Source organism: Okeania sp. SIO2B3 (assembly GCF_010672525.1).
Lineage (GTDB): Bacteria > Cyanobacteriota > Cyanobacteriia > Cyanobacteriales > Microcoleaceae > Okeania.
Genome location: NZ_JAAHGH010000100.1, coordinates 1 through 16909 on the forward strand (window position 1 = coordinate 1; position 16909 = coordinate 16909).

General features: G+C 35.1%; 14 protein-coding genes. 13 read left to right on the forward strand and 1 reads right to left on the reverse strand.

Annotated features, from left to right (window positions below; all coding sequences use genetic code 11):
- Positions 1-705: 705 nt before the first annotated feature.
- From F6K15_RS31530 to F6K15_RS31575, 10 genes are all read left to right on the forward strand, one after another.
- Entirely contained in the window at positions 706-2928 is a 2223-nt protein-coding gene (locus F6K15_RS31530; RefSeq protein ID WP_293069117.1) for a DHH family phosphoesterase, read from the forward strand.
- A gap of 546 nt (positions 2929-3474) precedes the next feature.
- On the forward strand, positions 3475-4095 hold the full coding sequence (locus F6K15_RS31535) for a PAP/fibrillin family protein (RefSeq protein WP_293069118.1): 621 nt from the start codon (positions 3475-3477) through the stop codon (positions 4093-4095).
- Between the two features lie 348 nt (positions 4096-4443).
- Positions 4444-4713, forward strand: coding sequence for a cupin domain-containing protein (locus F6K15_RS31540; RefSeq protein ID WP_293069120.1), 270 nt, complete (start codon positions 4444-4446; stop codon positions 4711-4713).
- 385 nt (positions 4714-5098) lie between these two features.
- A complete protein-coding gene (locus F6K15_RS31545; RefSeq protein WP_293069122.1) occupies positions 5099-5368 on the forward strand; it encodes a cupin domain-containing protein in 270 nt (89 codons plus the stop codon).
- Positions 5369-5497: 129 nt separating this feature from the next.
- Positions 5498-5713: a hypothetical protein gene (locus F6K15_RS31550; protein ID WP_293069124.1), complete on the forward strand. Its 216-nt coding sequence runs from the start codon at positions 5498-5500 to the stop codon at positions 5711-5713.
- A 654-nt stretch (positions 5714-6367) separates the two neighbouring features.
- Positions 6368-6511: a Ycf66 family protein gene (locus tag F6K15_RS31555; RefSeq protein ID WP_363269123.1), complete on the forward strand. Its 144-nt coding sequence runs from the start codon at positions 6368-6370 to the stop codon at positions 6509-6511.
- Positions 6512-7299: 788 nt separating this feature from the next.
- Complete coding sequence (locus tag F6K15_RS31560; protein WP_293069126.1) at positions 7300-7455, forward strand: hypothetical protein; 156 nt, start codon at positions 7300-7302, stop codon at positions 7453-7455.
- Between the two features lie 187 nt (positions 7456-7642).
- Complete coding sequence (locus tag F6K15_RS31565; protein WP_293069127.1) at positions 7643-7852, forward strand: hypothetical protein; 210 nt, start codon at positions 7643-7645, stop codon at positions 7850-7852.
- Between the two features lie 14 nt (positions 7853-7866).
- Complete coding sequence (locus F6K15_RS31570; protein WP_293069129.1) at positions 7867-8571, forward strand: hypothetical protein; 705 nt, start codon at positions 7867-7869, stop codon at positions 8569-8571.
- Positions 8572-9696: 1125 nt separating this feature from the next.
- Entirely contained in the window at positions 9697-12027 is a 2331-nt protein-coding gene (locus F6K15_RS31575) for a cation-translocating P-type ATPase (protein ID WP_293069131.1), read from the forward strand.
- Between the two features lie 185 nt (positions 12028-12212).
- On the opposite strand, the gene F6K15_RS31580 is transcribed toward F6K15_RS31575, so the two are convergent.
- Positions 12213-12551: a hypothetical protein gene (locus F6K15_RS31580; protein WP_293069133.1), complete on the reverse strand. Its 339-nt coding sequence runs from the start codon at positions 12549-12551 to the stop codon at positions 12213-12215.
- 323 nt (positions 12552-12874) lie between these two features.
- Here F6K15_RS31580 and tmk point away from each other — a divergent pair, with 323 nt between their 5' ends.
- The 3 genes from tmk to F6K15_RS31595 all read left to right on the forward strand — a co-directional run bounded on the left by tmk (position 12875) and on the right by F6K15_RS31595 (position 16843).
- Positions 12875-13540, forward strand: a complete 666-nt coding sequence (gene tmk / locus F6K15_RS31585; RefSeq protein ID WP_293069135.1) for a dTMP kinase — start codon at positions 12875-12877, stop codon at positions 13538-13540.
- A 409-nt stretch (positions 13541-13949) separates the two neighbouring features.
- A complete protein-coding gene (locus F6K15_RS31590; protein ID WP_293069137.1) occupies positions 13950-14552 on the forward strand; it encodes a glutathione S-transferase family protein in 603 nt (200 codons plus the stop codon).
- 824 nt (positions 14553-15376) lie between these two features.
- Positions 15377-16843 (forward strand): family 10 glycosylhydrolase, encoded by a 1467-nt coding sequence (locus tag F6K15_RS31595; RefSeq protein WP_293069139.1) that lies wholly within the window; start codon positions 15377-15379, stop codon positions 16841-16843.
- The last annotated feature ends 66 nt before the right edge of the window (positions 16844-16909 follow it).

The following is a 16909-nucleotide window of genomic DNA, read 5'->3' on the forward strand; positions in this document are numbered from 1 at the left end:
AATTGAGCATTTCAGCTTTTTAATCAATGAAGCAAGCATTGGTGATAAGTGTTCCGGAACAGTATTGCTTCTCAATATTAAATATTTTTGTCTGATTAAAGTTTTGAACATTTTTCCTCCTAATAATTAAGCTATGAGTATTTCAGCAATTGAGCATTTCAGCTTTTTAATCAATGAAGCAAGCATTGGTGATAAGTGTTCCGGAACAGTATTGCTTCTCAATATTAAATATTTTTGTCTGATTAAAGTTTTGAACATTTTTCCTCCTAATAATACTAAGCGTGATAAATGTTTGCTGCATTTTTTTGAGCGGGGGAGTAGGTAATAATTAATAATTAATAATTAATTGTTGAATTAGCGTGTTAATTACTTGATAATTGAAGTTTCACTTAAGTTAAGTATTCTTTTTTCAAGCTTGGTATAATATGATTCTGAATATAAACAATTAAGGTGGTAGTGCATTGTAGTTATATTTCAGGACTTACGCACCAAGCGTCATATCTAGTAGGGAAAAATGCCATTCGCCCCTACAGATAGTGTATGACCTAAGATTTTGCGTAAGTCCTGTATATTTGTTACGAGACACGGTAGTGGGAGCATCTTGCTCCCGTATTCCTTTGCTCCCGTATTCGCGGGCAGGATGCCCGCACTTTTTCCTTTTTTTCCCTCTTTCTTCTTCCATCTTCCTTCTTCCTTCTAAATAATATGCAAGATAATTTCCCCCTTCCACCAAAACAGCAAAACCTACCTAACCAAAGGTGGTTAATATATCCAGAGCAACCAGAAATAACTAAACAACTAGCCAAAACTCTAGAAATATCACCCCTAATTGCCCAGACATTAATTAACCGGGATATTTCTACTATAGAACAAGCACAGGCATTTTTAGACCCTGAGTCAATAAAACTACCTCTACCAATACAAGAATTTCCCGACTTAGATATTAGTCTCAACTTATTACAATCTACAATTTCTCAACAACAAAAAATTGCTATTTGTGGTGACTATGATGCAGATGGCATGACCAGTACTGCTTTATTATTGCGCGCTCTCAAACATCTAGGGGCAAAAGTTGACTATGCTATCCCTAGTCGAATGCAGGAAGGTTACGGCATCAACCAACGCATTGTTGAGGAATTTCATCAGGAAGGAGTAAGTCTCATTCTCACTGTAGACAATGGTATTGCTGCTTATGAACCTATTGTTAGGGCAAGGGAATTAGGTGTAAATGTCATTATCACCGACCACCACGACATTCCACCGAAACTACCACCAGCTCACGCTATCCTTAACCCTAAACTCATTTCAGAAACTTCTCCTTATCGCGGTGTGGCAGGAGTGGGGGTTGCTTACATTTTGGCAGTATCTCTAGCGCAACGTTTGGGAAAACACCAAGGTTTAATTAAGCCACTTTTAGAATTATTCACCCTAGGAACTATTGCTGACTTGGCACCTCTAACTGGAGTAAACCGTCGCTTGGTGAAACGGGGGTTACAATATTTGCCTCACTCTCAGTTACCAGGAGTGCAAGCATTAATTCAAGTATCTGGTGTTCAAGCTAAGGAAGAAGGAAGAGGGAAGAAGGAAGAAGGAAGAGGGAAGAGGGAAGAGGGAACTTATGAAGAAGGAAGAGGGAAGAAGGAAGAGGGAAGAGGGTATCCCCCATTGTCTCCCTTTGAAAGGGGGGAGGAAGAGGGAACTCAAACGCCAAGCAATTTTCAACAGTCTGTAGACGGCGAGGTATTAAACCCAAAATCAAAAGATAATCAAAAATCTCTTAAACCTGATGATATTGGTTTTCGCCTTGGCCCCCGCATCAACGCAGTGGGACGTATTGCTGACCCACAAATTGTGATTGAACTTTTGACTACTGATGATATGGGAATAGCTTTGGAAAGAGCGATGCAATGTGAAGAAATTAATCAGAAAAGACAACTGTTATGTGAAGAAATTGAACAAGAGGCGATCGCTTGGTGCGAGTCAAGTCAGATAAATTTACAGGAGGAAAGGGTTTTAGTGGTGGTGCAACCAGGATGGCATCATGGTGTTATTGGTATTGTTGCTTCTCGGTTGGTGGAGCGTTATGGGGTGCCTGTTTTTATTGGCACTTATGAGGAGGAGGGCGAAGAAATAATTCGTGGATCTGCTCGTGGCATTCCTGAATTTCATGTTTTTGAGGCGTTACAATTTTGCGATGAGCTATTAGGAAAGTATGGGGGTCATAGAGCGGCGGGAGGTTTTTCTTTTTCGGCAGAAAATTTGGATAAGTTTCGTTCCCGTCTGAGTGAGTTTGCTCATCAATGTTTAGAAATTAATCATCTAAAACCGTTAATTAGTATTGATGCGGAGGCAGAAATTAAGGAATTAAATTTTAATTTATATCGTCAAATAGATTTACTTCATCCCTGTGGAATTGAAAATAAAGACCCTGTATTTTTGACTGGGAATGTCAAAATTTATGAACAAAGAATTGTGGGTAAAGGGCATATTAAATTAACTTTAATTAAAGGAGAAAAAATTCAGGCGATCGCTTGGCGTTGGGGCGATTATTTTCCTCTACCTTCGGTGGTAGATATTGCTTATAAAATGCGGGAAAATACTTGGAATGGTCAGAGTAATATTGAGTTGGAATTATTAGGAGTACGTTTGCCAATGGAAGTTTCTAGGAATTCACAAACTTCGCCTCAAAATTTTCCTCAAAAAGCAGAATTTTCTTACAATAGTCGCCTTTACAGTTGCAGTCTTTATCAAATAGGAAATGTGAAGGAATTAAGAATTAGAAATTCTCGTGGAGAAGTATTAGCAATTCAACAGGGACAAAAAATAGGTTTGTTAGGTAAAACTCGTAATAGTGCCAAACAAGTAGATGTTTCAGATGCTCGTTTTTATAATTTAATTAAAGCAGCCATGAGTGCTTTAAAGTTATAAAATAAGGAAGAAGCAAGAGGGAAGAAGGAAGAAGGAAGAAAGAAGAAGGAATGTTTTACTAAACAAGACTTACGTAAATTTACCTTTAAACCAACATCTGTAGGGGCGTTTGCGGAGCATGACCTTAGGAAATGGCATTCGCCCATAAGACTTTTAATTTCCTCGTAGTGGCACTAGATACAGCAAATTCCAAGTATATGAAGTACAGATATGAAAAATTAAATGTTCCCAGTGCGAGCATCTTGCTCGCTTCGGGGTGTACCTCACCAAGGTGGAACCCCCTTTCATTAATGGATAATGGATAATGGATAATTACCTCTCCCTTTTAGGGAGAGGATTGACCAATAAGAAAAAAATTTATTCTCTTGGTCTCATGGATATGGCGAGGAAACCTCGTCATCCCTCGACCGCTTTTTCCCCTTTCCAGAGGAGGCTAATAAAACTGGATTATTTAGTTATTTAATTATTAATTATTCGGTAATTTCCACTATCATTTTTCCTTTTTCCTGACTCCTAACTCCTGAAATTTTACAAATATTTAATCAAATGAATAATCAACTATTGAAAGAAAAATTACAAGCAACAATCAAAAATATTCAAACTAAGAATGATGGTTCTCCTGTAACGAATTTGAAGTTAGATAAAACTTTAGTTGCAGAAATTGAACAGTTAACAATAGACTTAGAAAATCTCAATCCTCATCCTCAACCTCTCCGAAACGCTACTAATTTATTAGATGGAACTTGGCAACTGCAATACTCTACAGCTAGAGAAATTCGTTCTTTAGATTCCCTACCATTGGGTTTACAAGTAGGTAAAGTTTATCAAGTAATTGATGTTGCTAATAAAGTATTTTTTAATCAAGCCCAAGTACAACATCCTCTGAAATTCATATTAGGAAATGTAAAAGTAACTGCTAGGTTTGAACTTGCTATTGATAAGTCTGGTTTAGCAGATAAACGCATCAATGTTTATTTTGATAAACGTTATTTGGCAATTGAAAAAATTGTTGGTATTAATACTCCTAAACTAAATCCTTTTAAAGTTGTAGCAGCTAATAATCCTCAAGGTAGAGTTGCTACATTAGATATTACTTATTTAGACGAAACTTTAAGAATTGGACGTGGAGGCGATGAAAGTTTATTTATTCTGAATAAAGTTGTATAGGAGAAGGCAGGAGGCAGGAGGCAGGAGGCAGAAGGAAGAAGGAAGAGGGAAGAAGGAAAAGGGTGTTTAGTTATCTTATTCTTGGATAGAAGGAAAAATCTGGTGTTGTCTGAGTTTTAAACTTGATGATATTTCCTAACAGTAATGGCGACTGCTATAAGACCTAAAACCTACAACTTACCGAAAAATTAATAATTAATAATTATTAATTAAATAATTCGGGTTAAAAGCCTCCCCTTTCGAGGAGAAAAAAGAAATAATATTTCCTTACATTCAATCCTATCTGTTTTAACCAGAGGTAATTATCCATTATCCATTAATCAATACCCACCACCTTAATTAAAAATCATGGAAGAGATATTAAAAAATTTACTATCACATAAAAATGTCAAAATTAATAAAATAATTTCACCCCCTAATTTCGTAAGTGAAGAATTTATTCAAGATGAAGATGAATGGGTAACATTACTTCAAGGTTCCGCCATATTAGAAATCAATCAAAAAACAACAAAATTAGTCAAAGATAGTCATATTTTTATCCCCGCTAAAACCCCGCATAAAATTATTTCAACCGATCCAAATATAGAAACAATTTGGCTTGCTGTTCATATTTATTAGCAGAAGGAAGAAGGAAGAAGTAAGAAGGAAGAAGGAAGAGGGTGTTTAGTTATCTTATAAAGGAAGAAGGAAAAATCTGGTGTTGTCTGAGTTTTAAACTTGATGATATTTCTTAAATGTAATTGAAACCTTTGAGATTGCTTCCTTCCACTCCGTTCCAGTCGCAATAACATAGTTGTAAATTTTTCCACTTACCTACTTATATACCTAAAACCTATCACCCACAACCTTACAGCGCTTTTCAGATTGATAAACCACATCGCTACAACCAAAACCCTGTAAGGGCGTTTTGCTCCGCAACATATAAAGCGGAGCTTTGCGGAACGCAAATGCCATTCGCCCCTACTGTGGTTTACCCAAATGAAAACTGCTGTAATTAAAAATCATGGAAGAGACATTAAAAAAATTACTATCACATAAAAATGTCAAAATTAATAAAATAATTTCACCCCCTAATTTCGTAAGTGAAGAATTTATTCAAGATGAAGATGAATGGGTAACATTACTTCAAGGTTCCACCATATTAGAAATCAATCAAAAAACAACAAAATTAGTCAAAGATAGTCATATTTTTATACCAGCTAAAACCCCACATAAAATTATTTCAACCGATGCAAATATAGAAACAATTTGGCTTGCTATTCATATTTATTAGCAGAAGGAAGAAGGAAGAAGAAATAAGGAAAAATTTTGCGTTGTCTGAGTTTTAAGCTTTTGATATGTCTTAACCTTTCCTTCGACTGCTATATCTCTAATATCATCTCTGATAAATAAGATTGTTAAAGTGCAACCTACTGGAAATAACGAAAAAGTAGCTGGTTTTCTAGCTTTGGAATTAGGTGTGAAAATTAAACGCCTGAATTTACCTTTTTTTATCCCTCGACAGGGGCTAATTAAAGCCATAGATTCCGATAAATATGCTTATATTCCTGATGTAATGGTATTAGATAATAATGCTATGAAAAACGAATCAATGTGGAAAAAACGAAGGAGGGAGTGAGTAGAAGTAATATCATGTTCCCCCTCCGGGGGAGCTACGCTAACGGTAGAACAGTTATAATTAAGGTCGTAGTTGGACTTTAGTCCTAATACTAGGTATTGTAGGGGCTAAAGCCCAACTACAAACAAAAAACTTTATTATAAATAATTATCCGAACATGATATAATTCATCTTTGCATAGCATTCAGTCCTAAATTCTCCCTACAGAAGTCAGAATTTGAGCAGTTTTCAGTTAATATTGACTTTTCTAAAATTTGTATCCGACGGCTCCCCTATCTGAGTTGTGACCTCGTTAAGTCTATATATTAGCTTTTATCTGAATAATCGAAGGAATATAAAATGCTAAATCTTGGTTTAAATTTTCAGAGTTTACTTGCGTTATTAGATATGTTGCTAGCCCTATTAATTTTGAATTAATCCCGAAAAAAAGCATCATCTAGAGAAGCTTTTGATATTATTCAATGGATTTTTGTTCCTATCGCAATGCTATTGTGTGGATTTATTTTATTATTTCAGGGATGGAGGCTCGACCCAATATTATTTTTTGTTATATTTTTGTTACATATTGTATTGGTCTTTTTGTTAATTAAAACTTTTCTATACAATTTTGTTTCTAATCAAAAAGTTTTTCAAATTATTCAATGGATATTTATTATGATTTTTTTTCCGACCGCAGTGCTATTATGTGGAGGAATTTTGTTATTTCAGGGGTGGAGGCTCGACCCAATATTATCTTTTGCTATGTTTTTGTTAATTACTGTATCTATATTTTTGGGGATTAAAGATATATCTAAGTAAGTTGCTTCGATACTCAAAAAAAATATTGAATAACAGAGATAGAAAGTCTGAAACTTGTTAAGTATTTTTCCTAAATATCTAAAGATCAAAGTAGATAATAATTTTTCTATGTAATAACAAATTATTTGTGTCTCTCCAGAAATGCTGGTGTTAGGAAAACTACTACCTTTTTGTAAGTTAATTTTCTATAACTCTATAACTTGGTTTATTACTTCAATCTAACCTACGAAAGTGAAGTGATTAAGGTACTACAAAAAAATCTTGAGTAGACAGAAGTAAAAACTATGAACTTTACTAACTTAGTCTTCATGATGCCATCAAATTGAAGAAGGCAGAAGAGAAGGTAGAAGGCTTTAGTTATCTAGAACAGCAGAAGGCTTTAGTTATCTAAAACAGCAGCTATGCGTGACGTGAAAATTGTATGGGGATGTCAACGAATAGCCACTTCGTGTCTACTAACCCCAAACAATTTTAAGCACTCCCGTTGACTGTGGGGTATTAAACCCATAAGAGAAATGATAAAAGTAAATAAAATTTTCTCTAACTAAACTATTAATAAAATGATAGATTATTTCCAAAAACAATGTTACAAAGATTAAACGATAGAGAAATTATTCCCAACTAACCCAGTCGCACTGATGGAGAATATCTAGAATTAATTCAAGAATTATCTCAACCCCAACCATATCAAAAATTATTTATGACGCATCAGTAGTCATTATTTGGTAACGCTGAAGTTTCTGCTTCAATATTTCAAAAATGCCAACAAGCTTATCGGCAAATTAACAATGAAAAAAACTAATAAATTCTGGTTATTTGGAGGAGTCGCTCTAATTGGAATTATTATAATTACTATTTTTTCAGCACCAGCAAATAATCTACTAAGAAACAGCTCCACTTATAGTCGTACTCCAGATAAATATGGTGCATATTCCCGAATTTAAGCTGCTGGCAATGATTTTAGTTCCTTCTTTTCCAATTTTCTTAATAAACTGTCTAAAAGCTGCCAATTTTTTCCCCGATGTCGAATCCAACGGTTAATATTCATTCAATTTTCCTAATAGCTACTATTGGTATAGTTGAAAATAACAATTAAAATTTGCACTTTAATTAATTTGAATAAATTTAATTATGTCTCAAAATAAAACTCCACCTATAGATCCTCTGAATGTAGAAAATATTTTTAGTGCTGGTTTAAGAATTTATCGGGATAATTTTAAGTCATATTTTGGTGTATCTATTCGAGCAAATTTATGGTTTTTATTGCCATTTTTAGCTTTGATTCCTGTACCTCTATTTTTTATGTATGGTCAGCCAGAAAACTTGTTTTTTTACTACTAATTCCTATTTGGCTATTGCTACTTTTATATTGTTCGGCTAAATCAATTGTTAATAGTGCGATAATTGCTAGATTGGTATTCGGCGAATTAGTAAATCAACCAGAAACAGTGCGTGAAGCTAGACGAATTATAGCTCCTAAAATATGGGCTTTTTTCTTAGCGTTGTTTCTATTGTTTTTAATGGAAATGGGAATTTGGCTTTGTTTTTCTATGGTGATAGGAATTGTTGCTGGTATTCTCACTGCTATTATGGAAAATCCTGCTCAACAAATTGTTGGAATTCTAGCATTTTTAGGTTTAATTGTAATTATTCTTTTCCCCATTTTTTTGAACTTCTATTTGCGATTATTAATTCGTTTTTTTATTATTGATATCCCCTTGGCTGTTGAAGAAAATATTACAGCAACTCAAACCATAGGACGTAGTTGGGAATTAATTAAAGGATATGTAGGGCGGATTTTTGTGATATTAATAGTAGGAGTTTTGATAACAATTCCCATTGGTATAATTGTACAAATTATTGCCACAGAAATTAAAGGCATTTTACTAACTACAGTTCCGACTCCATCAACCGACCCAAGTTTTCAGATACTATCATTTTTAATTCGATATATCATTGGTTTATTATACCAATTTCATAAAATATTGCAAAGCGTGACGACACAGCTCATCTGGCAACAGCTCCGGAAGGCAACAGGGAAAGAAAAACATAAATATTAAAGAGGAAAAAAGGTGAAAATTTTAGAATTTATGGAATTTATAATTTTTTCTTTTAGGAATAAATCACAAATTAAGATGTAACTACCTTTTTTGAATTTGGTATTAGATAATCTTTTGTTATTACCATTTCGGCAAGGGATAAAAGCTGTGGTTTATTATGACCTCAGAACTCGTCGGGAAGGTATGGGTTTAGAGTTAAGAAAACGGGAAATTTAATTTTGTTGCCAGGATAAATTTATTTATATCTCAAAATAAAATTTTATCTATGGAGCCTCTAAATGTCGGAAATGTTATTACCGAAAAATTGTGGTTTAAAGCCTCCCCTTTTAAGGGGATAATAAATAAAAATTTTCATCTCTTTGTCAATCCTCTTCTTTTCAAGGAGAGGTAATTATTCATTATTCATTATTCATTATTCATTATTGAATGCTTCTTATCTAGCTTATGAAGAAGGTGCTAGGTTTTAGGTGATAGGTTTGAGGTAGTAGGTTATATGATGTCCGGTTGAATAGTTATAAATAACGACCAGAGTCATCAGGAGGGTTGAATTTGAGAACAAATAAGGAAAAAGAGTTACCTCCTCAGAAGGAAACAAAAATAGAAGAATGAAGGAAAAAGATGGAACAAGAGGAGAAAGTTTTTTCATCACTAATTATCCGGACATAAATAATATTAAATCTTAATTGAATTTGAATTAATAAATAAAAGCTGCCTGAAGAAAATGTTAAAAAATTAAGTTAACTATGGAGCGATCGCTATTTTTATTTCTATATTAAAAAAGTAAACGCTTAATAAAATATAGGACTCACGCAACAATTCCACCTTTTGTAGTAGTAAATTTACACGCTTAAAAATGTAGGCCCTTGTAGAACAAAGTGTTAGGGTGGCTTATCCGGCGCGGATATACCCAAAAAGCACGATCGATCGTTGGGTTTCCTTTGGTCAACCAAACCTACGCTTATTACATTATTTTAGCTGTGTCAGTCCAGTAGAGTGTGTTAGACGGCAAATATAAGCTTTCAAAGATATTTAAAAATCCGTCGCAGGGCACCATTTTAGCTACTATATGACGTATAAAATAAAAGAGAATTTTGCGTAAGTCTTAAAATTAGTAGAGAAAATTTTATGCAACTTGCCTCCAAACCAGAAACAACAAATATCGATCGCTCCCCAGCGGAAACCATCACCCTTGATGTCAGTGGGATGAAATGTGCCGGATGTGTCAAAGCAGTCGAACGCCAACTCACCCAACAAACAGGGGTTATCTCCGCTCTAGTCAACCTCGCAACCGAAGTAGCAACCGTCCAATGCGAAACAGGGGCGATCGATCCAAACACCCTCGCCGAAAAACTCACAAATAATGGTTTCCCTACTCAACCACGTCTCGACACCTCCGAAATAGACGCAACCAAAAAACAAACCGAGCGCCATAACCAAGAAATTAAACAACAAATTAGACGGATAGCGATCGCTGCCTTCCTTATTATTCTCTCAGGTATCGGACATTTGGGTCACTTCATTGGTCTAGAAATTCCCATTGTGAGCAGTATTTGGTTTCATGCAGCATTAGCAACCTTAGCTTTATTACTACCAGGTCGCGAAATTATCATCGACGGTGTTCAAAGTCTTTGGCGAAACGCTCCCAACATGAACACCTTAGTTGGTCTCGGTGCCATGACCGCTTACATTGCCAGTATTGTTGCTCTACTATTTCCTGAATTAGGTTGGGAATGCTTTTTTGACGAACCCGTAATGATCCTTGGTTTCATCCTTCTCGGCAAAACCCTCGAACAACAAGCAAGATATCGAGCGGCATCTACCCTCCAGTCATTAATAGCACTCCAACCCGCCACCGCACATTTAATCCCACCACCAAACGGGGAGAATAATTTTGAGTCTGTAGAAATTCCAGCTTCACGAGTCAAAGTCGGAGAATATCTCCAAGTATTGCCCGGGGAAAAAATTCCTGTGGATGGAGAAATATGTAATGGCAGAACAACAATAGATGAGTCGATGCTGACTGGGGAGTCTATACCTGTAACAAAAGAATGTGGTGCTAAAGTTACTGCCGGAACTATCAATAACTCAGGCGCTATAGTTATCCAGGCAACTCACACAGGTTCGGAAACTACATTAGCTCAAATAGTTAAATTAGTCGAAACCGCCCAAACCCGCAAAGCACCCATTCAAAATTTGGCAGATACCGTAGCAGGGTATTTTACCTACGGCGTAATGACCATCGCTTCCGCAACCTTCCTCTTTTGGTATTTCGCAGGTACTAATATCTGGCCGAATGTGTTGCAGATGACCGACCATGAAGGGATGATGATGGCACATTCCACTTCCACTTCCCCACTATTATTAAGTTTGAAATTAACTATCGCCGTCTTAGTTATTGCTTGTCCTTGTGCATTAGGTTTAGCAACACCCACGGCAATATTAGTAGGTTCCGGTGTCGGTGCAGAAAGAGGTTTATTAATAAAAGGTGGGGATGTGCTGGAAAAAGTACATGAATTAGATACTATTGTCTTTGACAAAACTGGAACATTAACCACAGGTCATCCCACCGTTACCGATATTATCGGAGATAAACCGCAATGGTTATTACAAGTTGCAGCGACGGTGGAAAGTGGTGCGAGTCATCCCTTGGCAAAAGCAATTTTACAAAAAGCTGAACAAGAGAATATCTCATTACTCACAGCAACAGACTTTCACACCGAAGCTGGTTTAGGAATATCTGCTGTTGTAGATGGTAAACCTGCTTTAGTGGGAAATTTGGAATGGTTGAAAAGCCATGAAATTGTTGTCAATGCTGAAAATATCCCCACTTTAAACGGCAAAACAACAGTTTATATTGCTGTGGATGGAATATTAGCTGGAGTTATCGGAGTTAGTGATGTGCTTCGGGATGATGCTAAAGCAACAGTGCAGCGTTTACAAAGTATGGGTTTAAGAGTGATGTTATTAACAGGCGATCGCTCTTCTGTTGCCGAAACTATTGGACAACAGTTAAATATAAATTTAAAGGATATTTTGGCAGAAGTGGCACCATCTGGGAAAGCAGAAGCGATCGCTTCTTTGCAGTCAAATGCGGGAAAAGTGGCAATGGTAGGAGATGGTATTAATGATGCTCCTGCTCTAGCTCAAGCAAATGTGGGTATTGGGATGCAAGCTGGTACAGATGTGGCAGTGGAAGCTGCTGATATTGTGTTGATGCAGGATAAATTGATGGATGTGGTACAGTCAATTAAACTCAGTCGTACTACTTTCAACAAAATTCGTCAAAATTTATTTTGGGCTTTTGCCTATAATATTGTGGGCATTCCTGTAGCTGCGGGAGTGTTGTTGCCGACTTTTGGTATTATTCTCAACCCTGCTGCAGCGGGTGCTTTTATGGCATTTAGTTCCGTGAGTGTTGTGACAAACTCTTTACTACTGCGTAGCACATTTCGTTGAATTAGGAGTTAGATGGGGACCCACCCCTAACCCCTCCCAGGAGGGGAATTTGGGGAGATGAAGAGTGTGGGAGAAATTAAAAAATATATATCCTCACCTCAGTATTTCAAGCCTCCGACTAAAGTCAGAGGTACTGATAACTGATAACTGATAACTGATAACTGATAACTGAAATGACTCCTCCATTAAATACTGTCGATCAATTCCCAATTAGGATTTTCTATTATCGACTTACTTAACAAATCAAATTTTTGACGGCAATGATTATCTGATTTTAAAGGAATTTCTTCATTTCTAACAACTATATTTATGCGTGTTTTTTCACTATTAGTTGCTATAGCAACATTGATTTCTATAGTAACAAGTTGAGAGAAAATTACTTGACCATGAACTTCACTAGCCATTAAATAATTGCCTCGAATATAGACAACTTCAAAACCACAAGAACTCAGAATATCTGTCAAAATTAACTGTATATTTTCTACATCGACAGCTACAGTAAATACACCAGTATAGCGAGCCATAAAAAACTCCAATAATAGAAAAATTATTTGAATTGAGGAAGGAAGAAGGAAGAAGGAAGAAGTGGATGGGGACTCAGACCCTAACCAATTGTAAACACCGCTAATGAGGTGCGGGGTATTAAAGCTAAAAGAAAAATATCAAATATCAATTAATATTTTATCTATAGGTAATAATATAATATTATGTCCGTAAAAAAAACATATCCTCTCGCTTTAACGGCAAATATCTTTATTTTTCCTGTGCCAGTGTTCATTTATTTATAAGTATTCAACCAGGCATGATAGAATAATTTGATTGATAATAATCCTAGATAAAATGCAAAATGATAGGTAAATTCATTGTCTTTGAAGGTGTAGAAGGAGGGGGGAAAACCACTCAAATTCAACTTTTACGAGATTGGCTATTAGAAAAAAAACAATCAAGCAAACTTTTCTCAAAGTTTATAGATTTAGAAGTAATTGTCACACGAGAACCAGGAGGAACAAAATTAGGTAAAGCTTTACGAGAACTACTATTAAATACAGATATATCTGGAGAACAAATTCAAGAAAGAGCAGAATTGTTACTATATGCAGCAGATAGGTCTCAACATATTGAAAACTTGATTAAACCCTATTTAGAAAAAGGGGCTATAGTATTATGCGATCGCTTTACTGACTCGACTATTGCTTATCAAGGATATGGTCGTGGTTTAGATTTAGATTTAATTCAAAAACTCAATTATATTGCTACAGGAGGGTTAAAAAGCGATTTAACTTTTTGGTTAGATATTGATGTTAAAATTGGTTTGACTAGAGCTAAAAATCGGGGAAAAATTGATAGGATGGAACAAGCAGATATTCAATTTCATCAAAGGGTTCAACAAGGCTATCAAGAATTAGCTAAAAGTAATCCTTTGATAGTACGAATAGATGCTAATCTGACCATAGATAAAATTCAAGAACAAATTCAAGAAGTTCTGAGGAAAAAATTAATAGAATGGACTTGAAGAAGGAAGAAGGAAGAAGGAAGAAGGAAGAAGGAAGAAGGAAGAAGGAAGAAAAAATGGATGGGGACTCAAACCCCAACCAATTGTCAACATCGTGTAAACGGTGAGGTATTAAACTCATAAAGGGAAAGAGATTTTTTTTAAGTATTTATATTAAAATAGAATTCCTCAAGTTACTGAGGCATGGTTGTTTTTCTTATTTTTTATCAAAATAATATGGTTCTAAAACCCCACCTTTTAAGGCGAAATATTTTTGGAGAGTTGCTCACGCATCCCCTACTTTCCCTCCCCTCCTGGGAGGGGTTAGGGGTGGGTTAACTTCTGACTTCTGACTTCTGACTTCTGACTTCCCTACTCCCTACTCCCTAAAAAAAGGAATTTTGTACTTCACCATCATGGGAATTGCTATATGTTAAAACTATACGAATTTTCTACCTCTGGTAACTGCTATAAAATCCGTCTACTGTTAACTCAGTTAGAAATCCCTTTTGAAAGAATCGAAATTGATATTACAAAAGGAGAAAGTCGTACCCCAGAATTTTTACAAAAAAATCCTAATGGTAAAATACCTACTTTAGAAATAGAACCAGGAAAATATTTATCTGAATCTAATGCAGTTCTTTTTTACCTCAGTGAAGGAACAAAATTTTTACCGACCGATAAATGGGAAAAAGCTCAAGTTATGCAGTGGTTATTTTTTGAACAATATAGCCATGAACCTTATATTGCCACCTCTCGTTATTGGATAAGTATTTTAGGAAAAGCAAAAGAATATCAAGCAGAAATTAAGCAAAAACAAGCAGGAGGTTATGCTGCTTTAAATGTCATGGAAAAACATCTAGAAAATCATCAATTTTTTGTAGGTAATAGTTACACTATTGCTGATATTTGTTTGTTTGCTTATACCCATGTTGCTGATGAAGGAGGATTTAATTTAAACCAATTTCCAGCAATCCAAAATTGGATAGAAAGAGTCAAAAATCAACCCCTTTATCGTTCTATATTAAGGTAAGCATTTCCTAGGTCATGCTGCGCAAACAGCAGTCAGCTAGCCTCCTATCGGAGGAACTGCGTTATCAGCTATCAGCTTTTAAGTCATATCTAATATATTTCCTGCTACAAAATTGCTTATGTTAATAACTCAGACTTCTAGTTCTAGTGGTTCAATTTATGAGTTAAAAATGTAGTAGAAGTTAAAAGAGCAATTCCTTGATTAAAAAGCTGAAATTGATTGCATTTTACAGGAAAAGCTGACCGCTGAATGCTAATAGCTGAATGCTTACATATTAAGTTAAATATAAATTTCCGAAATTTTTAAATCAGAAGCTGTATGTATTTAGTAATAACATAATTATTTCGGGGGATTAAATTAGATTGAGATTAACTAAATCAAAAAATCTCATCTAAATTTATTAAAATTTTACCGAATAATTAAGGTTTAAAGCCTCTCTTTTCAAGGAAAAACAAGCGGTCAAGGGATGGCAAGGTCTCCTCGCCATATCCAATCGACCAAGAGAGAAAAAATTTTCCTTTTATTCAATTCTCTCCGTAAAAGGAAGAGGTAATTAGGGTCTGCTGAAAAAGTCTTTTTTAAGGAGTAGGGGACCCACCCCTAACCCCTCCCAGGAGGGGAAAAGGGGAGTAGGGGAGTAGGGGAGAATTTTCTTGCCCAACTATGCGCTAAAAATGCGCTCCATGCATGAGCATGAAGAGCTGAAAACCATGTATTTTTTCAATACCTAAAAAGTCTAAAACCTTTATATGGTAATTATTTGAGATTTATTCAGCAAGCCCTAATTATCAATTATCCATTATCAATTATCAATTATTGAACCTATGTCTAAAAAAAAGGATAATTCTTCTCGTCTTTTTGATTCAGGTTGTTTTGTAGAAATTCTAATTTTCTTGATCATTTTAGGTGGAAGTTACTGGTGGTTTTTCCACATAAATAATATCGATTTTTCTAAATTTGTATTTAATAATTCAGTGGTTTATTGGCTCCAAGATAAATTTCCAAATCTACCTATTCCAAATTTAAAATCGGAAGAGACATCAACCGAAAAAGAAACTGTTTTAAAATCAAAAGAAACTGACTCAACTCCAACCGAATCATCTCAATCATCTTCATCAGAAACCGTCAAAAATCCACCAGATTTACCGAAAATAGAATCACCATCACCTATTCCTGCCGAAGAAAAGATTGTTAATCCAGTTAAACCTAATAATAATTCCCTTGAAAAAGAAACTGTTTTAAAATCAAAAGAAACTGACCCAAATCAAACCGAATCATCTTCATCAGAAATCGTCAAAAATCCACCAGATTTACCGAAAATAGAATCACCATCACCTACTCCTGCCGACAAAAAGATTGTTAATCCAGTTAAGCCTAATAATAATTCCCTCAACGATAAAGTTTTAACTCCTTGGGATAAAAAAGAAATTAGAGGCATTTACTTAAGTCGTTATTACATAACTAATAATGCGGATGAAAAAACAATTCGTGAAAGAGTCCGTTATTATAAAAAACAAGGATTTAATACTATAATTCATGGAGTTTGGGGAAATGGTTGTACAATGTACAAAAGTGAAGTAATGCAACAAATACTAGGAGCAAATAGCTGTCCTAATGAATTTAATGAACAATGGTTAGTTTGGTTAATTGATGAAGCACATAAACAAGGAATAGAAGTTCATGCTTACTTCGAGAAAGGCATTAAAATTGATAAAAATAGTCCGATTTTTGACTTAGCAATTGCTAAAAAATGGATAGTTCCTGGAGTGGATAAAACCTACGATGGAATTGAGCATTATGTCTTGGATGTAGAAGTAGAAGAAGTAGCTAACTTTTTTACTAATATTTTAGTTGAATTTGTCAAAAAATATCCAACAATTGATGCAGTTCAATGGGATGATTATCTGGGATATCATGCAGAATTGCCAGGAAAAGTAGACCGAACAGAGAAATTAACAAGCTTTACCAAGCAGATGGTAACAGAAATGAAAAAAGCCAACAATTCAGTTAGTTTTGATCTTAGTCATCATAACCCTTATTGGGCAAAAAAATATTTTGCTGCAGACTGGGAAAAATGGTTAGTAGATCGAGTCTTTATTCAAGCTTATAATGAAGATAATTTTCAAGAAGAATTAAATTATGCCAAACAATATGACGGTATTGGTATTACCGATAAACAATTACACCGCCTTGACGAATTAGTTAATAATTCCAATATTAAAAGCGTGTTAGTTTTCCCACTTTCTGGAGAACCAGAAAAAGCAGCAAACAGAGTTAAATCATCTTTTTAGATTTAACTTTAAAAATGGTATTAAACATATTCATTCTGACTTCTGACTCCTGACTCCTTCTTTTAG